A 26,595-nucleotide genomic window follows, 5' to 3' on the forward strand; every position below is an offset into this window, starting at 1 on the left:
ATAATCTACGCAAGACCATTGTAACGGCGTTGCCGTAAGGTTGCGTAGTTTGAAGCATGCTCGACTGTGCTCGCATGTTATAATCTACGCAAGACCATTGTAACGGCGTTGCCGTAAGGTTGCGTAGTTTGAAGCATGCTCGACTGTGCTCGCATGCTATATTCTACGCAAAACCATTGTAGCGGCGCTGCTGGGAGATGAATAGTAAGGAGGATGTGGATATGAGCAGCTATTACGCAGATAAGTTGAACGCTCTGAGTTTGTTCCAAGTGTATGCGTCGGATATTCCTCGCGTGAGGCAGTATCTTGAAGCCGAAATCGATTTTGTGAGAAAAAATCTTCGGGGAGATGAAGCGGTTTTGGAATTGGCCGCCGGGTATGGTCGGATTATGAAAGAACTGGCGCCTCACTGCAAATCGATTGTGGGAATGGATATTTCCGAGGAAAATGTGGCTTTAAGCAAAGAGTATCTGAAAGATTATCCCAATGCCAGCATGGTCGTTATGGATGTTCATGCGATGGATTTTGACCAGGTTTTTGATGTTATTCTTTGCCTGCAAAACGGTTTGTCCGCCATGGGCGCCGACTCTGCTGTCATTGATAAAACACTGTCACTGCTGGCGCCCGGCGGTTCAGCTTATTTCAGCAGTTACAGCGCCAAGTTTTGGGAGTGGCGGCTGAAATGGTTTGAAGAACAGGCAGAGAAAGGACTTCTCGGTGAAATTGATTATGACAAAACAAAAGATGGCGTAATCATTTGTAAAGATGGCTTCCGCGCAACGACCCATTCGCCGGAGGCGTTGGATGAAATTGGCAAGAATTCAGGGCTTTCCTACAAAGTTATGGAAATCGATGAATCCAGCGTATTTTTGATTATTTCCAAAGGATAGGCATGGGGCATGATGAGAAGTAATATCTTTCATGCGACCGCCCGGCGGCTTAACAATTTAACACTTTTATTTATAGTGCAAGCTTGTTTTGAGCATACAAACGGCTGCAGCGCATCTTAAAACAGTAGCTGCCTGCCTCCTGTCCCCGCAGGAGGTTTGATCTCTTTACGAATCTTTTGCGCACGATATTGCTGCAAATTAAATGTCTTTATGTCCTCTTTTTCCGGGACCTGTGCCATACTGCCAGCAGAATCCCCTGTGATGACAGCATATAAAAGCTGGGCATCCTCCTCATCGCTCGCCTCCCGATATGCCTTAAAAAAGTACGGCACCGCTCCATCCGACAGCGCTTCCATACTGGCCCGATCCATCAACTCCAAGTTTCCCGCTAGATACTGGCCCATATTATACTTCGCGATTTGACCATCTACGTTCCCATAACAAAGTCCGAAAAAACAGATCAGTGCTGCCAGAATCACAGCCCTTCCTGCCTGAAACGGACGGACTTGCCTCAGCAGAATAATCAGAAACACAATAAATAGAAAAATCATGAAGATGGAAGTATAGATTCGCAGCCGCGTAAGACCATAGCTTTGAATATAAAGAACCATCTTGCTCAGGTCGATGACGGTAAGCGCAAGGGTAAAGACAGAAAGAAGTATCACCTCAATTCTCAGAAGTTTGCCCCGGCCTTCCTGCGACAAAAGTTTTGCCGCAAAGATAACAGCCAAGTTAATCGCAGTAACTGCACATAATTCAAAGAATCCGTGTCTGGCATATTCGGCATAAGTCATATGCTCAGGCAAAATCTGTCGGAAGGCAGAGAACAGATAGCTGGTCTGTGCAAGAAAGAAAATCACATACACCAAGTTTAAGGCCGCCAGGCTGGAACAGACCGCTGCCGCAGGAGCAATGCGGATTCGCTCAAATGCCCTGTCAACCTTGGTTTTTTCCATTGCCGAAGGATGTTTTTCCACACTTCCCCGGATCAGGCCGCATAAATAGCAGGCTACCGGAATACCCAAAACGAAGTACCAAACATAGATGAGAAATTCATCGGACACCGCCTTTTTTATACTGCCCATCCAATGGTCGAAGGCTGGATCCGCTCTGACCAGCAGCATAATCACTGCGCACAAAATGGGTATCATAATCAAAATTCCCAAAAGAGCCGCCGCAGTACCCTTGCCGGCTTTTTTCTGTTTTATATGCTTTGCCAGAATCGACGGAAGACATGGCAGATTGCCCAGCCCCCTTGCAAAGCTCTGATACAGCAAATCGATCAGGCTGTACCCGGACAACCTGTTTTCGATCGTAGATCCGGTTGTCAAGGCAATCCATTGAACAAAGGCAGCCATAATAAACAGCAGATTCAACTGCTTTTCCAGATACCCATCAAAGATCAGAAACACAGCAGACGATAGAACGATGACAACAAGACCAATCAAACTTCTTTTGTTCTGCCGATACCCTTTGTGATTCAGATAAATGACCGATACGGAACAAACGATCCCTGTAAAAATAACGGTACCTGCTCCCGGTCGAAAAAGGCTGACCAACTCCCAAAACAAAAAACCAACAGCCAGCAGCGAAACGGCCAATGCCCCATCCGCCCTCGTATACTCCATATCCCAAGCGGCTTCGTACAATGTACTCTTTTTCTTCGCACTATTTTCCATCACAATACACGCCCCTCTCTTAACCATTCTCTTAATCCCTTTAAATCCGTTTGTTACTCTTTTTCGTACTCCAAAATATCCCCCGGCTGGCAGTCCAGCACCCTGCAAATCTCCTCCAATGTGGAAAAACGGATGGCCTTAGCTTTATTGTTTTTCAAAATCGAAAGGTTGGCGGGTGTGATCCCGATGGCTTTGGCCAAATCGCCGGCGGAGATCTTTCGTTTGGCCATCATCACATCTATATTGACAACAATCCCCATTTCCGCTGCTCCTTCCTAAATCGTATAATCATTCTCAGTCTTAATGATAACCGCCTGTTCAATCACGTTCTTAACAACCCGCAGAATCAGTCCAAAGAACGCCGCTACAATGCCTACTGCGATAAAGACCGGATAATAGATAACCGCACAGACAAGCAGCGCCGCCACTGCAAAGCAGCACCATGAAATGATCCGCAGATAGCGGACATTGATCTCAACGAACACTCGATCCTTTTTAATGTTTCCCAGCAGCCGGTCCAGCGAAAAAAGCGCAATCAGCGCAGGCAGACAGCAAAGATACAGGATCGCCATCAGCGGCGAAAGCTGCGTAATCTGGCTGTAGGCTGGAGACACCTCAATATAGGTCTCAAGCAGTTTCGGCAAAAAAGCCGCAAAAACAAAAACGGTTACGATCAGCAGCTTCGTACAGATGGATGATAAATGTAAAGATTTTGTTGCGTTCCACATGGTCGTTTTTCCCTTCCCTTTCTTTAACAGCTGTTACCTTATTATGCCATTACATTATTTGTTTGTCAATATATTTTTATCGAATAACAATAAAATTATGTCGATTATTAATATCCACCTATTATCAACTTCAGATAATAATTCCAACTGATCGACCAAAATGGAAATTTTTTCAAATTATCGATTGACAAATGGTTTTCCATATTATATACTATATGTAAATTAATTACATATTTTTTCTTTCCGGCGTATGGTCAAATGGCCTATTTACACGTACAAGTTCGCTGAAAAGCCCGGACAGATTTGGCGCAGAGGGTACTGCCAAGGCTGTCTTGTCCCAAAACCTGTACGACTATAATCAGTAGGCCATTTGAGCATGCGTCTGCCCAGAGGACACCGGGCAAAAAACAAGGCCGCCAGCAGCAAAGTCGTGTTCGCCTTCCATCCAACAAACAATATTAACGTACCATACGCATGCAGCAATCCTGATACATGCTCTGCAAAACTCGGCGGCCGCCACTTTCATGGTGCGGCAGTCTGTCATTTCCACAGATTGCCTCCTTTCTTCAGACAGTCGGTCCCAGCAACTAAGGCCGGCTGTCTTTTTTCTGCTTACAGAATTGTAAGAAAGAACCACCCTCCCCTCCCTTGTATATTACTGGATGCCCCAATATAATAATAGTAATTAGGAGGTGCAATATGGATCATCAAATAACCATCGATCATGCTCATACAAACAAGCTTCTTTTACTTGAGGACGACTGGAGTCTGGTGGATGGCCTCAGTTATTCGCTGAAAAAGAACGGCTTTGATGTGGATATCGCCCGAACGCTCGAGGAAGCAAAAAAATTTCTGCTGCACGGAGAATACGACCTGCTCCTGCTGGATATTACTCTGCCGGATGGCAGCGGCTTTGAAATATGTGAGTATGTCAGAGGACACGGCAATCAAGTCCCCATCATTTTCCTGACTGCCCTGGACGAAGAGGTAAATGTCATTCGCGGCCTGGACTGCGGCGGTGATGATTATATCACCAAGCCTTTTAAGCTGGGGGAGCTATGCTCGCGAATCCGAGCACTGCTGAGAAGAGCCGGAATGTCCAAAGAATCCGAAGCTTCAAGGCTTTGCCGCGGGGATATTACAATTGATCTGCTGGCGAGCCGGGCGCTGCTGCGTGGTGTACCTTTGGAATTGACCGGTGCCGAGTATAAGCTGCTTTGCCTTTTGGTAAGAAACGCAGACCGAACTGTCACTCGTGAAGTCATCTTCAATGAGCTCTGGGACGGCGCCGGCAACTTTGTCGACGACAATACCCTATCCGTCTACATCCGCCGGCTGCGGGAAAAAATCGAATCCGATCCGTCTCACCCGGACCACCTGCTGACGGTCCGCGGGTTCGGCTATCAATGGAAGGAGGTACAGATATGAGTTTCATCCACGAAACCCAATCGCGAAAATTTCTTCTCTTCCTCATTTTATTTATTATGGTGATTGCCGGCTCAGCGCTGTTTACCTATCAGCAGCAAAAAACGGCCTTAAAAGACATCAAGCTTCTGCACGATTACGCGACGGCCTCGGCCCTTGTGGAGCAAAAAATTCCAGCTGATAAAGCGGCCGCCGTGCTTACAAACGCAACAATTACTGCCGCAGGCAAAAAAATAGCTGCCCAGATCGGTATTTCCGAACATACAGACCTGCGTTTTTTGCCGATCCTTCGCAGCAAACAAGCGGATTTTGCCCGAATGTTGACCCTGCAGACACTTGCTTTATCCGTCCTGCTCTTAATCGGCTCCATCTTATTTTTATGGAAGCGGGAAAAGCTTTATCTTTTGGCAATTCAAAGAATCAACCGTTTTGTTGACGGGGATTTTTCCGCCCATCTTCCCAGAGCAGGCGAAGGGACTCTATATCGGCTGTTTGCCGCAGTCGACAGTCTGTCCAGCGCACTTCAGGCGAAAAGCGAGGCAGAGCATAATGCCCGCCGTTTTTTGCGAGAAACCATTTCAGATATTTCCCATCAGCTAAAAACACCCCTGTCTGCCCTTAACATGTATAACGAAATCATTGCCGGTGAAGCGGACAATCCATCTGCCGTAGCCGAGTTTTCCAAAAAAACCAGCCAATCCCTAAGCCGTATGGAATCGCTGATCGGCGCCATGTTAAAAATCGCCCGACTGGATACTGGGAGTATTTCCTTTGAAAAAGAATGGCATTCCGCGTCGGAACTGGTGGAAAAATCCATTGAACAGCTTAGGCTTCGCGCTGAGCAGGAAGGGAAACGGCTCTCCTTCTCCGGACCTTCCCAAACCATCCTCTGCGATTTGGAATGGACCAGTGAAGCCATCACCAATATCGTAAAAAACGCTCTGGATCACACCGGTCCAGAGGGGCAGATTGACATTACCTGGGAACGCTCTCAAACCATGCTCCGCCTCTTTATAGCCGATAATGGTCCTGGAATTCGGCCGGAAGACTTCCATCACATCTTCAAGAGGTTCTACCGCAGCAAAAGCTCTTTGGATACGCCGGGGATCGGACTGGGGCTGCCGCTGGCAAAGGCTATTATCGAAGGACAGGGCGGCCTGATCTCTGTTCAAAGCGCCCCCGGAAAAGGCACCGTGTTCACCCTTTCTTTCCTTACGGATCTGTAAGTTGAGATTCATCTCTTTGTAAGGCTCATTTGGTATACTTTACAAAGAAAAAGGAGGTACTTCCCTATGGAAATTTTAAAGGTTCAAAATCTATGCAAAACCTACGGTAAAGGTGACAATCAAGTTCAAGCGCTGAAAGACGTTTCTTTTACGATTGAAAAAGGGACATTCTGCGCCATTGTGGGAGAATCCGGCTCCGGGAAAAGCACTCTGCTCAACTGCATCGGCGCCCTAGATACGCCAACTTCCGGGGCCATCTATCTGGACGGCCAGGATCTTTTCTCTATGAAAGAACAAAAACGCACCGTCTTTCGCCGACAGAATATCGGGTTTGTCTTTCAGTCTTTTCAGTTGATCACTGAGCTGACAGTGGAACAGAATCTGATTTTTCCTCTGCTGCTGGATTATCAGAAACCGGACCCGCACAAAGTTGATGAAATCCTGGAGGTTCTAGGCCTGACTGAGCGGCGCCGCCACCTGCCTGGACAGCTGTCGGGCGGCCAGCAGCAGCGCGCAGCCATTGGACGCGCTCTAATCACCAGACCTACCCTCATTCTGGCGGACGAACCAACTGGGAACCTGGATTCTAAGAGCAGTCAGGATGTGATGGACCTGCTGCTGAAAGCCTCACGGCTCTATCAGCAGACCATTCTTATGATCACCCATAACATCAATCTTACCGCATCTGTCGATCGAGTGCTGAGCGTTACCGACGGCATACTTTCAGATTTAGGCGGGGTGCGGCAATGAAAATCAAAAAGATGAAACATTACCTTGATCTGATACCCATCTCTGCAAAGGTATACAGAAAACAGAACCGTATGACTCTGATCTGTATCTCCCTGGCCGTCTTTCTGGTCACTGTTATCTTCGGTATGGCCGACATGGAAGTGCGCAGCCAGCGTCTGCAGGCCATCAAGGATTACGGCAACTGGCACATGATGCTCAAGACTGCTGACGAAGAAGAAGCGGCCATGGTAGCTGCCCGCCCCGAAGTGACCGCTTCCGCCTGGTACGGCGTCCTAAACTACAGGCTGGCCCAGGATTATCGGATTGGTCCGGGCAAAACAGCGATCTGCAGCTTTGATTCATCCTTTCTCTCAAATATCTTTTCCGGAATCAAATTTGTGGAGGGCCATTTTCCGCAGAATGACCGGCAAGCAGCTCTGACAGAAAACGCGAAGGATCGTCTGAAAATAAAAGTAGGAGATAAGATCACCCTGGACACGCCTCAAGGGGAATCCTATCAATACACCGTGTCCGGCTTTCTTGAAAACACATCTCTGCTCATGAAAGCAGACGGCATCGGTACTTTCCTCAATCCGGACGGATACCAGGCCCTGACAGCCTCCATGAAAAGTGGGGATGTCACTGATCAGGATGGGTGCTATTATATCCAGCTTTCCACCCATTGCGACATGAACCAGGTTATGAACGATATTGCATCCCAGTTTAATTGGAGCGATAAAAAAGATATTGCAAAAAACACCAAGCTCCTGGCAACCCTCGGGCAGAGCAGAGATTCCTTTATTCTTCAGCTGTACAGCGTGGCACTGGTCCTGTTCCTGCTTGTTTTGCTGGCCGGTGTTCTGATGATCGCCGGCAGCCTGAGTACCAACATCATGCAGCGCACGGAATTTTTTGGAATGCTCCGCTGCCTGGGAGCATCGAAAAAACAGATTATTCGCTTTGTTCGGCTGGAAGCGCTCCAATGGTGCAAATGGGCCCTGCCGATCGGCATTCTGTCCGGTATGGCTGTCATTTGGATTCTTTGCGCTGTGCTCCGCGATCTGAGTCCCAGCTATTTTTCTGCCATGCCCATCTTTGGTGTCAGCTGGATCAGCGTGGTTTGCGGCATTGCCGTGGGCATTCTCACCGTTCTTCTGGCAGCCCAATCGCCGGCAAAGAAGGCAGCCAAAGTCTCGCCCCTTACCGCTGTATCCGGAAACGCGTATACGCCGCAGCCCGCCAGCAAGGCTGCCAATACGAGATGGCTTAAGGTTGACACGGCTCTGGGCGTGCATCACGCTAAAGCGAGTAAAAAGAATTTTGCGCTGATGGCCGGTTCCTTTGCCCTCAGCATTATTCTTTTCCTCGCCTTTTCCGCGACCATGGATTTTATGGATCATGCGATCAAACCGCTGAAGCCCTATACGCCGGATTTATCCATCATCAGCGCCGATAATACCCGCTCTTTGAACAGCCGTTTAACGGATTGTCTGGAAGATGACGCTGCCGTGGAAAAGGTCTATGGACGTATGTTTGCCTACAAGCTCTCTGCTGAAACATCCGGAAATCCTTTAAGTGTGGATTTAATCTCTTACGAACAACATCAATTTGATTGGGCAAAAGACGTTTTAATCGAAGGTTCCCTCGGTAATGTGCAAAAGAACAAAGATGCGGTTTTAACCGTTTATGATGCTAAAAACCCATTACATCCGGGGGATACCATTACGGTTCATTCTCAAGGCAAAGAAAAGACCGTTACCGTGACCGGAGTCCTTTCAGACTCACCCTTTACCAATGAAGCAGATACAGAAATTATTATCTGTTCGGAAGCAGTTTTCCGCAGTCTCCAGGGAGATGGCGGCTACACGATCATCGATGTACAGCTTTCCGACAAGGCGACCGATCAGGATGTGAATCGCATCCGCAGCCTGACTTCCGGACCAAACAGGACCTTTTCCGACCAACGGGCATCCAATGCCGAAGTACAGGGCGGTTATCTATCCTTTGCGCTCTTTATTTATGGATTTCTGATTATCATTGCTCTGATAACTGTATTCAACATCATCAACAGCATCGCCATGAGCGTGTCAGCAAGAATCCCTCAATATGGAGCCATGCGGGCAATCGGTATGAGCAGCCGTCAGATGATAAAAATGATTTTGGCCGAATCGATCACCTATGCGGCAGCCAGTAGTATCATCGGCTGCGCAGCCGGTCTTCCCATCCACAAATTTTTGTATGAGCATTTGGTCACCTACCGCTGGGGCGATCCCTGGCAGGTTCCTGCAGGGCCGCTGGCCTTGATCCTGCTGCTGGTAATCGCTTCATCCATCGCCGCTGTCTATGGTCCTGCAAAACGGATTCACCGGCTTTCCATTGTCGATACCATCAACGCCAAGCAGCAATAAAAAAACCATGTGCGAGCAGTTATCATACCCGCTTGCACATGGTTTTCTTTCTATCATACCGCCTGACCCTTACTTGGCTGCCGCCGCCAATCTTTCATATAGCTGAGGGAAGCTCTTTTTCAGGCGCATGGGCACCAGCTCCGGATCGGTAAACCCGTGGCTGCTGCTTCCTGTCACGCGGATTTTGCCGTCTTCCTTACCGATCACTTCATACGCCAGATAAACGGAAGCACCTTTGAGTTTTTCCACCCAGGAGCGGATGATCACAACCTCATCAAAGACAGACGGGAGCTTGTAATCGCACGTGACCCCGATTACCGGCATCCAGATTCCCATCTGTTCCAGCTCCGAATAGGGATACCCCAGGGAGCGCAGCAAGTCGTTCCTGCCCATTTCGAACCAGCGGATATAGTTGGAGTGGTGCACAATGGCCATTGCGTCCGTTTCCGCATATCCCACTCGATGTTCCATTTCAAATTTTCTCATAACAAACTCCTTTTCCCTTATGTATTTATGAAAGCCGGCCTGCTGATCACAGCTTGCCGGCAATTTCCTCAATTTTTCGAAAACGATTGTTGATTCCGGATTTTTTCATGGGCGGATCCATCATATCCGCCAGTTCCTGCAGGGTTGCTTCTGGATTGTCCAGCCGCAGGATCGCCACATCGTACAGCTTGTCCGGGAGAAAGCGCAGCCCCTTGGTGTTCTGAATCTTATGGATCCAGCCCAGCTGTTTTTCCGCAGCCTGCAGAGCCTTATCAATGTTGGCGTTATCGCAGTTATTGATTCGGTTGGCTTTGTTCCGGATCTCCTTAGTGATGCGAACGTCCTCAAAGGCAAAGATTTGCGAATGAGCGCCCATGATCGCCAAAATGTCAATGATCTGCTCCGCCTCTTTGACATAGACCGCATAATTCTTTTTCCTGGCAGAAACCTTGGCATGAAGATCGACAAAACTGTTGATCAGTTTTTTCACATCGCCCGCCAGAATCTGGCTGCTGCAGTTGAATTCCAGGTGATAGCCCTTTTCCGGATCGGTAATCGTCCCCGAGGCCAGAAAAATGCCGCGCAGACAGGCTTTCCGGCAGCACTTGGTCCGGATCAGCCCGTCATAGATACCGTCGCTGATGTAATTCATCCCTTCTTTTACCATGAGAATGCCCGTTTCCCGCAGAATCTGTTCGCTCAGGTCCTCGGGGCCGATGGTCAGAATATAGGCCCTTCCTTTTTTGAGGGTATTGCCCTGTCCCACTTCCAGCGCCGCGTCGATGCCGAAATAATCTTTAATCAGCTTTTTATAATGGCGGGCTGCCGCCGGATTTTCAGTGGTAGTCACAATTCGGAACTTTCCGCCCCCCGCCAGCCGGATACTGCCGCACATGCGGATAAAACCGGCGATTTCCGCCAGCATGCAGCACTTTTTCTCCGGCACAACATGGGCCAGCTCGTTTTTGGTTTCCATTGAAAATGACATGGTTTTTCCGCTCCTCTACAGGTCCCGATGCTCCACGGTAATACGCTTGCCCTTGCTTCGGAGAATCTCGGCCATTTCATTGGCCATGGCAACCGATCGATGATGGCCGCCGGTACAGCCGAAACAAAGATTCAAATTATATTTACCCTCCCGCATATAAAAGGGAATCAGCTCCAAAATCAGCTTTGGTGTTTCTTCAATGAAGCGCTTGGTCACATCGTGCTTCATCACATAATCCCTCACCTTTTTATTATTGCCCGTAAGCTGGCGCAGGGACTTTATATAATAGGGATTGGGAATAAACCGCATGTCGAATACCATATCGGCCCCCAGCGGAATCCCGTTTTTATACCCGAAGGACATCACATTGATGACAAAGGTTTTTTCGCCCTCTCCGGATGTAATCAAATCTTTGACTTCTTCCAGCAGACGGGCAACCTTCATATTGGATGTATCCACAACATAGTCGGCCCTGGCTCTGAGGTTTTTCAGAATTTCGGTCTCCCGTTTGATGCCTTCCAGGGTGCTTTCCCCTTTGGACAGGGGGTGCTGCCTTCTGGTTTCATTAAACCTGCGGATCAAAACCCGGTCCGATGCCTCCAGATACAGAATTTTGTAGTCGATACCGCTGGCCGACAGATCCTCCAGCGCCTTTTCCATATCCGCAAATAATTCGCCGCCTCTGACGTCTACCGCAAAGGCCGCTTTCTCAATGGGTGTGGATTCGTTGGCCGCAAGCTGTACAAAACTTTTGATCAGCGCCGGCGGCATATTGTCCACGCAGTAATAACCCAAATCCTCCAGGCAGTTCATTGCCTGGGTTTTTCCAGCTCCCGATAATCCCGTTACAATTACTGTTTTCATTTCATCTCCCTCAAATTGACGATTCGGCCCAGGTCCAGCCCCGCTTCTTTGGCTCTTTTAAGACCGCCTTCAAAGTCGCCGATCCTGCCCGGCACATGGGCGTCGCTGCTGATGATAAACTGGGCCTCTGTCTGGGCCGCAATTTTGATCTCTTCGACGGTCAGATGAGGGTGCCAGGTGCTGATCTCCATCAGCGTATCCGTATCGGCGCAGGCTTCTGCGATGGGCAGCATATCAAAGGGCCCCTTATCTCCGGGATGGGTCAATATGGCAATATCGTTTTCGTATAACGCTTTGATGACCATGTCCGTGTTTTTGATCTTTAGCTGTTTTTCCCCCACAGTAAGACCATGTCCATAGAGCCAGTTGTGTACGCAGTAACAGTTGGTCAGTCCATAATGGTATCCGGCGATCACAAAATCATATTGGGAAAACTCTTCTGGTTTGATATCCAGATGATTGTCCGTTTTAATGATATTGGCCTCCACACTCAGATGAACGTTGATCCTGGGATATTTTTTGTTCAGCAGTTCAATTTCCTTGCGCATGGTGGGGACATCCTTTCGTTTCATGCCATAAAACAGATGTCCCGGGCCGTGATCGGTTATGGCGATGTGGGTCAGCCCCCGATCCAGGGCCGCACGTACGTTTTGCTCAATCGTCCCCTTCCCATGGGAAAAAATCGTATGGGTATGGAGATCATAGCCCATTTCATATTTCTTATTCTCCAATGATCCTCACCTCCGGCTCAAGCTTTACACCAAACTTGTCAAGTACGGTGGCCTGTACGATTTCCATCAGCTGTATGATATCGGAAGCAGTGGCGCCTCCCGTATTGACGAGAAAACCGCTGTGAAGAGGCGATACCTGAGCGCCTCCCACCGAAAGCCCCTTCAGCCCTGCGTCCTGAATCAGCTTTCCTGCGAAGTACCCGGTTGGGCGTTTAAAAAAGCTACCTGCGCTGGGCAGAGAAACCGGCTGCTTCTGATTGCGCCTGGCGGCCAGCTCTTTCATTTCTGCGCTGATTGCTTCTTTGTCTCCTTTTTCCAGCTCCAATGTGACGCTCACTGCCACATCCCCCGTCTCGTGGAGAATACTATGACGATAGCCCAGCTCCAGCTCTTCACAAGAAAGAGTATATTCTTTGCTGCCATCTCTGGCGATGATTCTGGCCTGGCGGATGATACCAGCCATTTCTCCGCCGTAGGCTCCTGCATTCATAAATACGGCCCCTCCCAGGCTGCCCGGGATGCCGCTGGCAAACTCAAATCCTGTAAGACCTGCTTCCAGTGCTGCCCTGGCAACGGATGACATCAAGGCCCCGCAGCCCGCGGTCAGCGTCTGCCCCTCGATCTCAATCTGCCCGAAAGCCTCGCCCACTTTGATGATAGCGCCCCGAAAGCCGCCGTCCCTTACTAATATGTTGGACCCGTTGCCCATGACCATATACGGCATGCCCGTCTGCGCGAAAACACTGAGGGTAAACGATAACTCCTCTTCATTTTTTGGCAGGATCAAAAAGTCCGCCTTCCCTCCTGCCCGAAAGGATGTGAATTTGCTCATATCGCAGTTTTCCATCACTGCTTCTTCCCCTAATCTCTCTGTCAGCCTATTTTTTAATGATGCCACTTCCCGGCCCCTCCTTTTTCCTCTTTTTTTTCTTCTCTTTTACCCGATACTTATCTATCGTATAGTCGCGAATATCCGTAGAGAATCCACGACGATCTAATCTTCGATTTATGTTTCTGCTGAAATATGCGTAAAATACCGCAAAGATGGGAATCCCGATGATCATTCCCACAAACCCAAACAGTCCGCCGCCTACCAGGATGGCGAACATGACCCAAAAGCTGGACAGCCCGGTGCTGTCTCCCAGAATTTTGGGTCCGATGATATTGCCGTCAACCTGCTGCAGGATCAAGATGAAAATCAGGAAATAGATGCACTGCATGGGATTTACCATCAGGATCAGCAGCGCCGAAGGCACGGCTCCGATAAATGGCCCGAAAAAGGGAATGATGTTGGTGATACCAATGATGCAGCTAATCAGCAACGGATATTCCCAATTGAATATACTCATAACGATGAAGCAGATCAGCCCCACAATCAGCGAATCGATGATTTTTCCGTTGATAAAACCACCGAAGGTTTTGTTGGTATAAGCAGCGCCCTTCAAAATTTCCTCAGCCCGTCTTTCGCTGAATGTAGCCAGAATCAATTTTTTCGACTGGGCCGCGAACAGGTCCTTGCTGTTGAGGAAATACGCGCAAATGATGATTCCCACGAAAAAGTTCTTTAAAACAGTAATCACGCTGAAAACCCCTGTGGAAATACTGGTAGCAATCTCCATGTAGCTGGGCAGCATCTTCTCTTCCACATATTTGACCACATTATCGGTAAAGCGGTTGATCCAGTTTTCCAATGTGGCCTGCATTTCAGGATAGTTAGTCGTTTTGGTATCGATCCAATCGATAAAGTGATTCATGCTGTCCGGCAGAATCTCTACAATATGCATGATGCTGTCGATTAGTCCCGGAATAATCATCCAGCAAAAGCCGACGATCACGATAAAAAATACCAGCAGCGATAGGAAAGTAGCCACTCCTTTTGACAGTGACAGGGCCCGTTTAGGCTTTCGTGCTTTCCGGTACATCGCCGAATACATGTTTCTTGTTGTAAAATTATAGATGGGGCACAGCAGATATGCGAACACCATTCCGTAAATAAACGGCGTTAAAATTGCCATTCCCACGCTCATCAACTGTGAAAATACGTCGAACCGGTAAATGACAAAAAATACAACAATGGATGCCACGATCACAAAAAATGCGGTCAGGCCCCATTTTTTCTGCTTTTCTTCAAATTGAAATTTCATACAAACGCTTCCTTAATATATATCACTCTTATTATATACACATTTTTCAGACAATAACACAGCTTTTGCTTCTGTAATCTCATTTTACAACATTTATGCATGAAAGTCTTTAGCTTTTTATGATTCTTCTATTTTTTGTGGATTATTTACAAAAATGGGGTTGATTTTTTATGCTTTTGTTGTATAATTAGCCTATGTTTTAAATTTTTATTCACACTATGAATTAATTATTCATCAGTATACAGCAATTTTTTTGAGGAGGATTTTTAAAATGGCGAAAGAAAAAGTGGTATTAGCCTATTCGGGTGGATTGGACACCTCGATCATCATGACATGGCTGAAGGAAAACTATGATTATGACGTAATCGCCGTCTGCTGCAACGCAGGACAGAAGGAAGACTTCGCCGCGATTGAAAAGAAAGCCCTGGCAACGGGAGCATCCAAGGCGATCACCATCGACCTGAGAGAAGAATTCATCACCGATTTTATCTGGCCCACGCTGAAAGCCGGCGCCATCTACGAAAATGAGTATATGTTGGGAACTTCCATGGCAAGACCTTTGATGGCGAAAAAGCTGGTTGAGGTCGCTCAGCAGGAAGGCGCTTTTTACATAGCCCACGGATGTACGGGCAAAGGAAATGACCAGGTACGTTTTGAAACAACCATCAAAGCCCTGGATCCTGCCATCAAGATCATCGCACCTTGGAGATTCTGGGATTTTGAATCCAGAGAAGACCTGCTGGAATATGCGGCTTCCCACAATATTCCCATCAACCAGAGCGAGGCGAAAATCTACAGCCGTGACGAAAACATCTGGCACATCAGCCACGAAGGCGGCGAGCTGGAAAACCCTTGGAATGAGCATTACGATACCATCCACGTTCTTTCCGTACCTCCTGAAAAGGCCCCAGATGAAGTAACTTACGTTGATATCGACTTTGAAGCCGGTGTTCCGGTGGGCATTGACGGTCAGAAAATGGGACCCATCGAACTGCTGACAAAGCTCAACGAGCTGGGAAGCAAGAACGGCGTCGGTACGGCCGACCTGATTGAAAACCGTCTGGTGGGCATGAAGTCCCGCGGCGTTTATGAAACTCCGGGAGGAACCATCCTCTTTGCCGCACACTCTGCGCTGGAAAAACTCATCTTAGATAGAGATACGACCCAGTACAAATATATCGTAGCCCAGAAGTTCGCCCAGCTTTGCTACGACGGCCTCTGGTATACGCCTCTGCGTGAAGCCATCTCCGCTTTCGTAGACGAAACCCAGAAGCTGGTTACCGGTACAGTAAAAATGAAGTTATATAAAGGAAGTGCGGTTGCGGCCGGACGTAAGTCCCCCAACTCCCTTTACAGCGAAGAATTCGCTACATTCAGTAAGGATGAAGTATACAACCAGAGCGATGCGGAAGGTTTCATCAACCTGTTCTCACTGCCTCTGAAGATCCGCGCGATCCAAAAACAAAACAAAGAAGGAGGGGCAAAACTGCATGAAGGCTTGGAAAGGAAGGTTCTCAAAGGCGGCGACTTCGTCCGCTGATGAATTCAACGCATCGATTGAGTTTGACCAAAGATTGTACAAAGACGATATCAAAGGCAGCATCGCCCACGCGACCATGCTGGGAAAACAGGGCATCATCACCAAAGAGGAAGCTGATCTGATCGTCAAAACATTAAAAGAAATTGAAGCCGATATTGATGCCGGCAAGGTGGAATTTACCATCGAATCGGAAGATATCCATATGAACATCGAAACGGTCCTCACCGAGAGGATCGGCGATGTGGGCAAGAAACTCCATACAGCTCGCAGCCGCAACGACCAGGTGGCCGTGGACATCCGGCTCTATTTAAAGGATGAAATCGCAGCCATCGACGCTCTGCTGAAAACTCTGATGTCCACTCTTTCCGATCTGGCGGAAACGCATCAGAATACGGTGATGCCGGGTTATACCCATCTGCAGCGGGCTCAGCCGGTTACGCTGGCTTACCACCTGCTGGCTTACTATCAGATGTTCAAACGGGATGCGTCCCGCTTTGCCGACTGCCTTGCCCGTATGGATTATCTGCCGCTGGGCTCCGGCGCGCTGGCCGGTACTACTTATACCACGGATCGGGATTTTCTGGCGGATGAGCTGGGATTTAAAGGGGTTTGCCCCAATGCCATGGATGCGGTGGCAGACCGTGATTTTGCAATTGAATTCATCAGCTGCTGTTCCATCACCATGATGCATCTGTCCCGCTTTTGCGAAGAGCTGATCCTCTGGAGTTCGGTGGAATTCAGCTTTGTTGAAATCGATGACGCTTATTCGACGGGAAGCAGCATTATGCCTCAGAAAAAAAACCCGGATATGGCGGAACTGATCCGCGGCAAGAGCGGCAGGGTCTACGGCGATCTGATGAGCCTGCTGACTATTTGCAAGGGCCTTCCCCTGGCTTACAACAAGGACTTGCAGGAAGACAAGCTGCCCGTCTTTGACGCCGGCGATACGCTGAAAGCTTCTGTGAATATTTTTACGGAAATGATCGCAACGATGAAGGTCAACGGGGATAACATGGAGCATGCGGCCAAATACGGCTATATGAACGCCACGGATGCGGCGGACTACCTGGTGACAAAGGGGATTCCCTTCCGTGATTGCCATGAAATTATCGGCGGCATCGTCCTCCATTGTATCAATAAAGGCATCGCCATTGAAGAAATGTCTATGGAAGAATTTAAATCCTTCTCAGATAAATTCGAAGATGACATCTACGATAAAATCGCGATACGCAGCTGCATTGAAGCGAAAAAATCCAAAGGTTCCACTTCCTTTGAGAGTGTAAAACAGCAGCTTGCCGATATCCGCAAGGAAAAATGAAATTGAAAAAAAGCTGTCGCACGAACGGTTGAAAACCGTGAAGCGGCAGCTTTTTTTGCTTCGAGCCAGAATGGTCTTTGAGCTGGTGTGGCCCCCGGCGGATTGGACTCCGGGCCAGAATGTCGGAATTCGCCTCAAAATCATCTGGCTTTGATGTTTTACCATTTTTTTCTTAGGATTTCATGAAAAAGTATCAAGAAAGGGCAGCTATTTTCTAAAATCCGATATTCCGGGGGGGGGATACTCGTCCAAAAGTTTGAAAACCAGCATCCGGAAAATTTCAAAAAGATTTCGTGATTTTTACGCAAAGTTATGGGTTTGCGGGACCTGATCCAGAGAAAACACGGAGCTGGTTGCTTCTAGCGGATATTGTGTAGGCGCGATCATTGAAAATTGCGTAAAGAATTGAATTTATTTTAATTCTTTACCGAGAAACGGATGCTATACGAAAGAAGAAAACGCATGCTGCCTGGAGCGATCCCAAAAAATAAAGCAGCCGCATGTAAAGCGATTTGCTTCATGCAGCTGCTCTGTTTTGATCTGCTGCGGCAAGGCCGCGGCTCTTTTTTATTACGTAGGAAATATCATCAGCGATATTTCCGGAGTATCAACAAAGTCTACTTCTTTTAAGAATCGGCGAAGCCGACTTTGTTATAGCAAAGGAAACTTTTTTATAAAATCTTGCTCAGGAAATTCTGAGTCCGTTCGTTTTTGGGTTCCAAAAAGAGCTGGTCCGGGGTCCCCTGCTCCATGATAATTCCCTGGTCCATAAAAAATACCCGGTCGGCAACTTCCCTGGCAAATCCCATTTCGTGGGTTACGATTACCATGGTCATTCCCTGGTTTGCCAGATCTTTCATAACAGCCAGCACTTCTCCCACCATCTCTGGGTCCAGAGCCGATGTGGGTTCGTCGAAGAGCATGACTTCCGGGTCCATGGCCAGCGCCCTGGCAATGGCCACCCGCTGCTGCTGCCCGCCGGACAGAGAGCTTGGGTAAGAGTCTGCCTTATCCTCAAGGCCGACGGTTTTTAGCAGTTCTTTCGCCTTTTTCTCCGCCTCTTCTTTGGCCATTTTCTTCACCTGAATTGGCGCCAGCATAATGTTGTCCATAACCGTCATATGTGGAAACAGATTAAAGCTTTGGAATACCATGCCCAGCTTGGTCCGAATTTCATCGATATTGGCTTCCGGGCTGTTTACCTGCTGCCCATCGAGAAAGACTTCGCCGCTTGTGGGCTCCTCCAAGAGGTTGAGACAACGGAGAAAGGTGCTCTTTCCCGAGCCGGACGGACCGATGACACAGACCACTTCCCGCTCAGTGATGGTTTCGGTGATTCCCTGCAAAACCTTCAGATCACCAAAGGATTTGGTCAGATTTTTAACTTCTATCACTTCTCGCCATCCTCCTTTCTATGTAATTAACCAGCCTGGAAAGGGTCAAGGTCAAGGCCAGGTATACGATCGCCACTCCGATATACGCCTGGAAGAACAAAAACGACTGGGAGGCCCAAAGCTGCCCCTGTCTGGTCACTTCGACGATACCGACCATGGACAAAATGGATGTTTCCTTGATCAACGTAATAAATTCATTTCCCAGGGCCGGCACGATGATCCGGAACGCCTGAGGAACGATAATGTAGCGCATGGTCTGTCTGCTGCTCAGGCCCAGCGATCTGGCCGCTTCCGTCTGCCCGATATCGATGGCCTGAAGGCCGCTTCGGATGATCTCGGCCATGTAAGCGGAACTGTTGATTCCGCAGGCCACGAACCCAATTACGATTTTAAGCTCCCAATGAAAGGAAACACCAAAAACCGAATTAATAATCTGCGGAACGCCGTAGGCTAAAATCAGCACTTGTACCAAAAGAGGGGTACCTCTCAAAACATCCACATAGATTGTCCCCAAAGCGCGCAGTACTTTGAAGCGGGATTTTTTTGCCATAGCGACAAAAAGACCCAGAACCAGGCCAATCAGCACGGCGACCAGTGAAACGGTCAATGTGACAGGAACGCCTTTCAGCGCGATTACGATGCCGTGTAAATACTCCTGCAACTTTATATCCTCCTTACAAAAATTGACCTTTGACCGGGATCGCGGCCAAAGGTCTCGCATTCATTTCTATTATCCTATTTATTGAACCATTCGTCAACCAGTTTGTCAAACGTTCCGTTTTCTTTAATGTTTTTCAAACCGGCGTTGATCTTTTCAAGAAGCTCGGTGTTACCTTTCTGAACTGCGAATCCATAGTTTTCTGCGTTCAGCGGTTTGCCTACCATCTTGATTTTATCCGGCTGTTTTTTCATATATGCTTCTGTTACCGGCTTGTCATTGATGACTGCGGATACATCGCCGTTGATCAGCTGCAGCATAGCTGTGTCCAGACCGTTTAAGATAACCGCTTCTTTGATCTTCCCTGCTTCTTGCAGTTTCTGAGTTTTGTTGGCGCCTGTGGTTCCAGTCTGGGCTGCTACCTTCATATCTTTTGTCAGATCATCCACGCTCTTGATCGTTTCGTTATCAGCCGTTACTGCTACCATCAGCTTTGATTCATAATAGGCGTCGCTGAAATCAACCTGTGCTTGTCTGTCTTTGTCATCTTTATTCATACCAGCAGCGATGATGTCGATGTTTCCTGCTTTCAGAGCCGGAACCAAGCCGTCAAAGGACAGATTTTCAAAAGTCACTTCAAATCCCTGGTCTTCTCCAATGGCTTTGATCAGGTCCATATCAAGGCCGACAATATTCTGTTCTTCGTCAGTCGTGTCAAACGGCGGGAATGTAGGCTCTGTTCCTACTTTATAGGTTACCTTTTCCGCATCTGCTCCGCTCTTTTCGCTGTCGTCGCCTCCGCACGCTGCCAAAGAAAATACCAGCACCATGGCCAGTAAAACTGCTATTATACTTTTCTTCATTGTTCTTTCTCCCTCTCAATTAAGTTTCTTTTATAATTATACACAACACATGTATATTATTCAAGCAATTCTTTTGTTTTTTTAAGGAAATATTCTATAAGTATGATACGGTCGTCGGAGCCGCATGGTACAGAATAGTATACCTTGCAAGCCAGTATGGCCAGCGTTGCCGCAAAGCGAAAATTAAGAGTTAGGCTCAACAATCGAGGAAAACGACTCAATTGTTGAGACAAAACACTGGCTTGTAGGCTGCCAAAATGGAAATAACCTTGTATAACAAAGCCTTCATCAGAAATTGCAGCCTGCAGGCGTTGGAAAGATCTCAACAATAAGCCAAACTTCGTACATTGTTGAACCAATTGTCTCATCCGACAATTTTCGACATACGATATCTCCATACTCCTCTCAGGAGTGAAAGCTGCGAACCACACAATAATTTCCCTACTATTGGACCGCACCTCTGTTAAATCCATCCTATGCGTTCAAACACCCGGCCGCCCATTTGCCAATATACACGCCGGCAATACACAAAATGACGCTGGCGGCGATATACACCAGTCCGATCAGGCTTTTCCCCTCCTGCATAATGTTCAGGGATTCCAGCGCAAACGTGGAAAAAGTCGTGAACCCGCCGCAGATTCCCACTTTCAGAAACAGCACCAGATTTTCATTTAACCCTCCATAGGATTCTGCATATTGAACGATCATGCCAATAGCAATGGCGCCGATCACGTTGACCAGCAAAGTCTGAAAAGGCAGGGCCCCTCTGTGAAGAAAAGGCAGCAGACCAATCAAATACCGAAAAACCGACCCAGCAAAGCCGCCTGCGCCGACGGCCAAACAATTTAACACCATAATAAACAACCTCCTACAAAAAAAGACTCCTGCAAACAAGTGCAGAAGTCATCAACTTTATCAGTGGTTTTGGCATACGCCAAGGGAGAACTTCATTCCCTTTGGTCAGTATAGCACAGTGTGTCTCCTAAGGCAATTGGATTGTTGCATTTGGGCCCAGAAAAATCGGCGGCCTAAATCAGCGGGTGAAACCGGGCTCCGCAGAAAATTTCTGCGAAAATTTAACCTTTTTACGCAAAGTTGTGGGTTTGTGGAGCACTCATATTGAGAAAAGGCCCGCTGATCTGCTCCGGCCTGCATTTAAGGGGTCCCAAGCGTTGAAAAAGGCGAAAATTCTCCAAAAAATCCCCACTCTTTTCCCAAGCAGCTCACTTCCTTCCAAATCCGGCAGCAGCCGCTCCAAATTTAAAATGGAACTCAGCCTTCTCAATTTTTATGTATTTCACTGTTTACCTCCACCAAAGGATTTATCCATAGCAGCTTTATTTTTCCCCGACCGCCTGGGCCATCAGCTCGTCAAGAACCTGCAGAGTGTATGCAATATCTTCATCCGTACTCTGGGCGCACATATAGTTGCGTCCTCTCCAGGGATTGAGACGGATGCCACGCTCCATGCATCCCTGCACCAGCTTGGTATAAAGCTTGCTGTCCACCTTGGAATAATGATCTCTGTAATCGACCAGATCCTCGTCCGTGCCTAAAATCATGGTCCACATACCGCCGATGGCTTTTGTGTTGACTTTTACGCCGTACTTGGCGCAAATGACATGGATTCCATCCACCATTTTCTGAGACATGCGCTCCAGGTTTTCATAGAACCCCGGCCGCTGGCAAATCTCAATTGTCGCCAGGGCAGCTGCCACGCAAAGGGCGTTGGCGGCAAAGGTTCCGGAAGCCACGGTGGCTGCCGACACCACTTCTTCCCGGCCGACTACGCAGGATATGGGGTAGCCGCCGCCGATGGCTTTTCCAAACGTCGCCAGATCGGGCGTAACGCCGAAGTAACCCTGGGCCCCTAGTAAGCCCAGCCGAAATCCTGTAATGACTTCATCAAAGATCAGCACGACCTGATATTGGTCGCAAAGCGTTCTCAGCCCTTCCAGAAAGCCTGGCTTAGGATAAATGGGATCCGCGTTGGCCATGATGGTTTCAAGGATCATGCAGGCGATATCGTCGCCCTGAGTCTTGAAAATATGCTCGATATTGTCCAAATCATTGAACATGGCGATAATCACATCGTCCGGATCCTTCTGCCCTTTTATGTGCTTTATCTTATTGGGATTTTCCCTGGAGCCCAGAGCCTCCAGCCTTTCAGCATCGCAGCTCACCTTTTCTTCATCCATAGAACCGTGATAGCAGCCTTCAATCTTTACGATTTTCTTCTTGCCCGTATATGCTCTGGCGACTCGGATCGCATGCATATTGGCCTCCGATCCTGAGGACATAAAAGCGCTCACTTTATCGGCGCAGGGAATAATATCGACCAGTTTATCTGCTAACTTGACTAAATCCGCGTTGGGCGCAGCCATTAACGTGGCTTTTTGCAGCTGCTTTGCTACGGCCGCTGTCAAATCAGGATGCACATAGCCTAAAAGGTTGGGCCCAAAGGCGTTTAAATAATCGATATAGGAATTGCCGTCCACATCGTAGACCTTCGATCCTTTTCCATGATCCATGTAGATGGGATACTCGTTCCAGGCTGCTTTATGAAAAGAACTGGAAAGTCCCCCCACCAGGCACCTCTGGGCTTTTTGAAATAGCTCTTTTGATTTGTCTGTTTTGTAAGTCATCATGTTCCTCCTTTTCATCAATGACGAATATATTTTGCATTTGCCGAAATATCCAGCCTTAACCTTAATTCAACAAACGTACCTTCAGAATTGCCGCAGCTCTGCGAAAGGATTTGTTCTTTCGAAAGCTGGGAAGTGTATTTATTGACGCCCATTTTTTCTCCGAATTTTTTTCCGCATAGAATCAGTTCCCGCTCCGCGAAGCAGACGGCCTCATCTAACGTTTCAAAAATCCTCCGCTGGTCGGGCAAATGGACGATATAGTTTTTCGAATGACAGTCAAAGCGGATCAGGGCTTCCAGCCTTTCTCGAATATTGCCTGACACAGTTCCGATGGCGTTTGCCACCTCGCTGTTTTCGGGAATGATCACTTTACACCCCAGCTGATCGGCGGCTTTTTTCAGCCAGGTACCGGCCGGCGCTCCAATACCGACGATCGGTGCATGGAAGAGGCAGTTAAAATCAAACAAGCGGCAGGTTGCATCCAAATGATTGAAAACCAGTCGGATCAATTCCCGGGACAGCTTTTCCTCTTCAACGCCTTTTTCGACCAGCAGGCATTCGATGAAGGAAATGCAGATTTTCTCAACAAAACCAGCTTCCGCATAGGCGGCAAAATCCGCCGGAGTCATCTTTTTTCTGGCCGCCAGTTTGGCCAGGGCCAGATGGGATATCCTTTGATCGTATTGGACGTATTCGCCTGTCGCGTGGAGCAAATCCGTAGGCGTAAAGGAGATTAGATAGACGATTTCCCTTTGCAGCAGGGATTCAATCTCGATGCCGTCTATATCCTTGCCCAGTTTTTCTGCCAAATAAAGCAGGGAATGGGCTCCATCCGCCAAAAGCTCCACAAGCTGCTTTTCTTCGGCCGTCAAATGGGCCCGTTCAAGATTCTTCCTTTTAAATAAGGCGATGCAATCCGACTCCTGCCGTTTAATAATGTGATAATCGGCCGGAAGATAGAGCCTTTCCACTTCATTGATCAAATTTTTGTATTTCTCAGCCGCCGCGCATAAAGGCACCACCCTTGTGGGGCCGAATTCCAAGTCCCCCGCATGGTTCATTCTCAGATAGCTGTCCCCGCCCAGGCCAAAGGATCTGGTGCGCATAGCTTTAATCCGGATCCGCCAGCCGCCTACTGCGGCTCCACATTCGTCCATGGGAATGCTTTGGTCCAGAATCGGAACAACATCCAAAGTGGTTCCGCCCATATCGGCAACAATCATGTCTTTGCAGCCGGAGAGCAAGATTCCTCCAAGAGCGCTGGCTGCCGGCCCGGACAGTACGGTTTCGATGGGCCGCTCTTCTGCAAAGGAACAAGTCATGCAGTTGCCGTCGCCCTTGATGATGACCAGGGTAGCACGGATGCCTTTTTTCGCCAGCACCACTTTTGTCGCTGCGATCAGCTCTTTAATAATCGGAATTAACTTGGCGTTGAGGACGGCGGTCACGGTTCGCTCATAGTAGCCCAGCACTTTTGTAAGTTCATGGGCGCACACCACCGGGACGCCCAGGATAGCATCGGAAAGCCCTTTCACCTTCAACTCATAGGCCGGATTGCGGACACTGGCATATCCGGAAACAGCAAGCGCGTCAATTTTTCCTTGCATCCTTTCCAGAGCCGCCGCCGCGCCCTCACAATCCAAGGGAAACACCTCACATCCTTTGACATCGATCTTACCCTTCACATGGAAATGACTAGCTGCAGGATAGGAATGCTCTTTCGGTTCATCGATGGTGATCAAACCGACGGTCGCCCCTTTGCCTTCCACAATGGCATTGGTAGCCAGTGTGGTGGACAAACAGACCAGGGTAATGGTATCCCGGTCCTGGATGCCCAGCTTGTCGATGGCCTCTTCAATGCCAATGGTCAAATTTTCCTTCGTAGTTCGGGCTTTTGCCTTGCTGACCACCTGACCGCTGTCCCAATCGACTAAAACCGTATCCGTATAAGATCCTCCAGTATCTATGCCTAATTTCAATTTCATAAGCGATCCTTCCACAAGCTCAGCTTTCACCGATTGCCTGGATTGTTTTTATCAGATTGTTTTCCGCCAGTATCCCCTTCTGATTGATCATTTCTGTCACATCCGACGGCTCTGAGTGTCCCGGCAGGATGGTGTTCAGTCTGCCGCCCATAAAGACCATGTATTTTTTGTCGCCGCCTCTTTGCTTCATCTCACTGAGAAGCTGTTCGGCGATGCCCAGGGCTTGTCCGTTATGGGTGCTGACGCCGATATAGCGAATCCCTTCCTCGTCGGCTGTATCAAATATGTAGGGGATGGAGGCGTCCACTCCCGCATCCACCACCTCAGCCCCCGCTTTTTCCAAAATGTTTCTTACATATTGCAGCCCATATACATGAGCGTCGGTGGATGCGATTAAAATCGTTCTGCCTTTTAAGCTCCCCTCCAGCTGGGATTTATCCATATTGGCATTGCCTTCATCGATCATATCCTGGGTCAGCTTGCCCATATCCGTATAATAATGGACCTGGATTTTTCCCGTCTCCTTCATGCTGGGATGAAAGGTTTCCTCGAACAGGCCGGCGTTGAAATTCTTCACGAACATGAGCATTTCCATGGGATCGGCCAGATCCAGTCCGGAATCGTCCAGAATATCCAGCATATTATGAAAGAACTTGGTTCCTTCCTCTTTTAAAACCTCGGCCATCTCATCAATATAGGAAAAATCGATGACTGCTTCCCATTGTTCTATGTTTTCTTCCAGCCTCGAGCATACCCCCAGCATCCCTTTAATGGCATCTATCGTTGGCACATGCACCTTTTCTGTAATGGGCACCGGCAAAATGACCGCGCCCGTATTGTATCTCCGCTCAGCGAGGACGGCCATCAGCATTTCCTGGGACAGCATTCCATAATTGGCTTCAATATCGTGGTCCCAGAATCTGGTTGTATTGGCCTGGATTTTGGCTACGGGAAGGGGCTGGTTCTCCCGCCAAAGGGAGTCGTAGAGGGCCTTGAGCAGAGCGGCCCTGATGCGGATATCGCTGATCAGGCCGCCGTAATTCACCTGATAGATGACGCCGCATAAATCGTCGGCGATATATTGTTCAAATAAGGCGTAACCCACCCAAGCGATGGCATCCTTGCAATAGCTGGGGTAAGTGTCATCCAGATACCCGCTCACAGCAAAGCCCTCATCCCGCTTTGAAGAAAGAACGCCCATCACCTTCAGCATGTCGGCCACATAGCTGACATGGTCGTCGCATCCCGGATAATTCCAAAGGAGCTGGGAAAAGCAGCCCACCTGGTATGAGCCTGCTTTGAGGGCGTTGATCCCGTTGAACCATGCGTTGGGCACGGCCAGCACCTGGTCCGACTGTATGACTTCCATGCCTTCGATATCCCCAAGGGTCATAAAGTCCTCCGGCTTTTCCAGCACATAGCTGGTGTTCTTTGTATCGTACCGCCTCAATTCCTTTGGAATCGCGCTCAACGTGCTGGGTATGGCCAGCGTGGAGTGGTAGTTGATCTTTAACTTTTTGCACCATCTTTGCAGTTCTTTGATCCCTTCCACCTCTTCCTCGATGGTCGCCAATCCCACATTGGAAAACCAGGCGATTTCTTTTCGCTCTTTATGATCTTGAAAATATTCCAAGTAATGGTCGAACTCGCTGTCCCTCACTAGGCGGCTGCGGCCGGCTCTGATGGTTGGTCCCACTTTTCTGCCCGCTTCAAGGATTTCTCTGCCATCCGGAAGTCCTTGGGGAATTAAATTTTTTATGTATTCTTTGCTTGCTCTTGCCATAAAACATCCTCCTTATATGATGCGACAGCGCCCTTTTTCCCTATTAATAACGCAAGGGCTGTACCAAATCCCTTACGATTTTTAAAAAAATTATGAAAATTTCAATAG

Annotated in this window: 24 protein-coding genes and 1 riboswitch; of the genes, 7 read left to right on the top strand and 17 right to left on the bottom strand. The window is 48.4% G+C overall.

Translation table 11 applies throughout. The annotated features are described in order from the left end of the window. Positions 1 to 221 precede the first annotated feature (221 nt). Positions 222 to 890, top strand: coding sequence for a class I SAM-dependent methyltransferase (locus LG211_RS18045; RefSeq protein WP_269478142.1), 669 nt, complete (start codon positions 222 to 224; stop codon positions 888 to 890). A 116-nt stretch (positions 891 to 1,006) separates the two neighbouring features. On the opposite strand, the gene LG211_RS18050 is transcribed toward LG211_RS18045, so the two are convergent. The 4 genes from LG211_RS18050 to LG211_RS18065 form a co-directional block, all read right to left on the bottom strand. Then, positions 1,007 to 2,569, bottom strand: coding sequence for a DUF4153 domain-containing protein (locus tag LG211_RS18050; protein WP_253021289.1), 1,563 nt, complete (start codon positions 2,567 to 2,569; stop codon positions 1,007 to 1,009). Between the two features lie 53 nt (positions 2,570 to 2,622). Continuing rightward, positions 2,623 to 2,829 carry a helix-turn-helix domain-containing protein gene (locus LG211_RS18055; RefSeq protein ID WP_148397217.1) on the bottom strand — a complete coding sequence of 69 codons (207 nt, stop codon included), beginning with the start codon at positions 2,827 to 2,829 and terminating at the stop codon, positions 2,623 to 2,625. A 15-nt stretch (positions 2,830 to 2,844) separates the two neighbouring features. After that, on the bottom strand, positions 2,845 to 3,297 hold the full coding sequence (locus LG211_RS18060; RefSeq protein WP_148397216.1) for a DUF2975 domain-containing protein: 453 nt from the start codon (positions 3,295 to 3,297) through the stop codon (positions 2,845 to 2,847). Positions 3,298 to 3,655: 358 nt separating this feature from the next. Continuing rightward, positions 3,656 to 3,847, bottom strand: coding sequence for a hypothetical protein (locus LG211_RS18065; RefSeq protein ID WP_148397215.1), 192 nt, complete (start codon positions 3,845 to 3,847; stop codon positions 3,656 to 3,658). A gap of 149 nt (positions 3,848 to 3,996) precedes the next feature. Between LG211_RS18065 and LG211_RS18070 the strand changes: the two genes are divergently transcribed. From LG211_RS18070 to LG211_RS18085, 4 genes are all read left to right on the top strand, one after another. Beyond that, entirely contained in the window at positions 3,997 to 4,725 is a 729-nt protein-coding gene (locus tag LG211_RS18070; protein ID WP_148397214.1) for a response regulator transcription factor, read from the top strand. Next, positions 4,722 to 5,948: a sensor histidine kinase gene (locus LG211_RS18075; RefSeq protein ID WP_148397213.1), complete on the top strand. Its 1,227-nt coding sequence runs from the start codon at positions 4,722 to 4,724 to the stop codon at positions 5,946 to 5,948. Before LG211_RS18070 ends, LG211_RS18075 begins: the two co-directional genes overlap by 4 nt. Positions 5,949 to 6,014: 66 nt before the next feature. Beyond that, a complete protein-coding gene (locus LG211_RS18080) occupies positions 6,015 to 6,698 on the top strand; it encodes an ABC transporter ATP-binding protein (RefSeq protein ID WP_253020120.1) in 684 nt (227 codons plus the stop codon). After that, positions 6,695 to 9,085, top strand: a complete 2,391-nt coding sequence (locus LG211_RS18085; RefSeq protein ID WP_336246092.1) for an ABC transporter permease — start codon at positions 6,695 to 6,697, stop codon at positions 9,083 to 9,085. The genes LG211_RS18080 and LG211_RS18085 overlap by 4 nt, the downstream gene beginning before the upstream one ends. A gap of 69 nt (positions 9,086 to 9,154) precedes the next feature. On the opposite strand, the gene LG211_RS18090 is transcribed toward LG211_RS18085, so the two are convergent. From LG211_RS18090 to LG211_RS18115, 6 genes are read right to left on the bottom strand one after another with little or no spacing between them, the layout of a single operon-like run. Next, entirely contained in the window at positions 9,155 to 9,571 is a 417-nt protein-coding gene (locus LG211_RS18090; RefSeq protein ID WP_253020121.1) for an acyl-CoA thioesterase, read from the bottom strand. A 46-nt stretch (positions 9,572 to 9,617) separates the two neighbouring features. Beyond that, positions 9,618 to 10,559 (bottom strand): DNA-binding protein WhiA, encoded by a 942-nt coding sequence (gene whiA / locus LG211_RS18095; protein WP_253020122.1) that lies wholly within the window; start codon positions 10,557 to 10,559, stop codon positions 9,618 to 9,620. Positions 10,560 to 10,574: 15 nt separating this feature from the next. After that, positions 10,575 to 11,423: an RNase adapter RapZ gene (gene rapZ / locus LG211_RS18100; protein ID WP_253020123.1), complete on the bottom strand. Its 849-nt coding sequence runs from the start codon at positions 11,421 to 11,423 to the stop codon at positions 10,575 to 10,577. Next, positions 11,420 to 12,154 (bottom strand): PHP domain-containing protein, encoded by a 735-nt coding sequence (locus LG211_RS18105; RefSeq protein ID WP_148397208.1) that lies wholly within the window; start codon positions 12,152 to 12,154, stop codon positions 11,420 to 11,422. The genes rapZ and LG211_RS18105 overlap by 4 nt, the downstream gene beginning before the upstream one ends. Then, positions 12,144 to 13,052 carry a UDP-N-acetylmuramate dehydrogenase gene (gene murB / locus LG211_RS18110; protein ID WP_269478143.1) on the bottom strand — a complete coding sequence of 303 codons (909 nt, stop codon included), beginning with the start codon at positions 13,050 to 13,052 and terminating at the stop codon, positions 12,144 to 12,146. Before murB ends, LG211_RS18105 begins: the two co-directional genes overlap by 11 nt. Continuing rightward, positions 13,033 to 14,298 carry an AI-2E family transporter gene (locus LG211_RS18115; RefSeq protein WP_148397207.1) on the bottom strand — a complete coding sequence of 422 codons (1,266 nt, stop codon included), beginning with the start codon at positions 14,296 to 14,298 and terminating at the stop codon, positions 13,033 to 13,035. The genes murB and LG211_RS18115 overlap by 20 nt, the downstream gene beginning before the upstream one ends. 271 nt (positions 14,299 to 14,569) lie before the next feature. Between LG211_RS18115 and LG211_RS18120 the strand changes: the two genes are divergently transcribed. Both LG211_RS18120 and argH read left to right on the top strand, forming a co-directional pair. Beyond that, positions 14,570 to 15,838, top strand: coding sequence for an argininosuccinate synthase (locus LG211_RS18120; RefSeq protein WP_148397206.1), 1,269 nt, complete (start codon positions 14,570 to 14,572; stop codon positions 15,836 to 15,838). Continuing rightward, positions 15,789 to 17,156 (top strand): argininosuccinate lyase, encoded by a 1,368-nt coding sequence (argH, locus tag LG211_RS18125; RefSeq protein ID WP_269478144.1) that lies wholly within the window; start codon positions 15,789 to 15,791, stop codon positions 17,154 to 17,156. The genes LG211_RS18120 and argH overlap by 50 nt, the downstream gene beginning before the upstream one ends. A 671-nt stretch (positions 17,157 to 17,827) precedes the next feature. Here the strand turns inward: argH and LG211_RS18130 are convergent. The 7 genes from LG211_RS18130 to LG211_RS18160 form a co-directional block, all read right to left on the bottom strand. Further along, positions 17,828 to 18,550, bottom strand: coding sequence for an amino acid ABC transporter ATP-binding protein (locus LG211_RS18130; RefSeq protein ID WP_253020126.1), 723 nt, complete (start codon positions 18,548 to 18,550; stop codon positions 17,828 to 17,830). Then, positions 18,537 to 19,211 carry an amino acid ABC transporter permease gene (locus tag LG211_RS18135; protein WP_253020127.1) on the bottom strand — a complete coding sequence of 225 codons (675 nt, stop codon included), beginning with the start codon at positions 19,209 to 19,211 and terminating at the stop codon, positions 18,537 to 18,539. The genes LG211_RS18130 and LG211_RS18135 overlap by 14 nt, the downstream gene beginning before the upstream one ends. A 74-nt stretch (positions 19,212 to 19,285) precedes the next feature. Then, positions 19,286 to 20,071 (bottom strand): basic amino acid ABC transporter substrate-binding protein, encoded by a 786-nt coding sequence (locus LG211_RS18140; RefSeq protein WP_148397202.1) that lies wholly within the window; start codon positions 20,069 to 20,071, stop codon positions 19,286 to 19,288. A 474-nt stretch (positions 20,072 to 20,545) separates the two neighbouring features. Beyond that, a complete protein-coding gene (gene crcB / locus LG211_RS18145) occupies positions 20,546 to 20,926 on the bottom strand; it encodes a fluoride efflux transporter CrcB (RefSeq protein ID WP_253020128.1) in 381 nt (126 codons plus the stop codon). Between the two features lie 35 nt (positions 20,927 to 20,961). After that, positions 20,962 to 21,035: riboswitch (Fluoride riboswitch) on the bottom strand. A gap of 373 nt (positions 21,036 to 21,408) precedes the next feature. Next, a complete protein-coding gene (locus LG211_RS18150) occupies positions 21,409 to 22,716 on the bottom strand; it encodes an aspartate aminotransferase family protein (RefSeq protein WP_269478145.1) in 1,308 nt (435 codons plus the stop codon). 17 nt (positions 22,717 to 22,733) lie between these two features. Further along, positions 22,734 to 24,704 carry a hydantoinase/oxoprolinase family protein gene (locus LG211_RS18155; RefSeq protein ID WP_269478146.1) on the bottom strand — a complete coding sequence of 657 codons (1,971 nt, stop codon included), beginning with the start codon at positions 24,702 to 24,704 and terminating at the stop codon, positions 22,734 to 22,736. Positions 24,705 to 24,723: 19 nt separating this feature from the next. Further along, the gene (locus LG211_RS18160) at positions 24,724 to 26,487 is read right to left on the bottom strand and encodes a cobalamin B12-binding domain-containing protein (RefSeq protein WP_269478147.1); all 1,764 of its coding nucleotides are present in this window, start codon (positions 26,485 to 26,487) and stop codon (positions 24,724 to 24,726) included. Between the last annotated feature and the right edge of the window lie 108 nt (positions 26,488 to 26,595).

The sequence above is a fragment of the Hominibacterium faecale genome, assembly GCF_020734085.1.
GTDB lineage: Bacteria > Bacillota > Clostridia > Peptostreptococcales > Anaerovoracaceae > Hominibacterium > Hominibacterium faecale.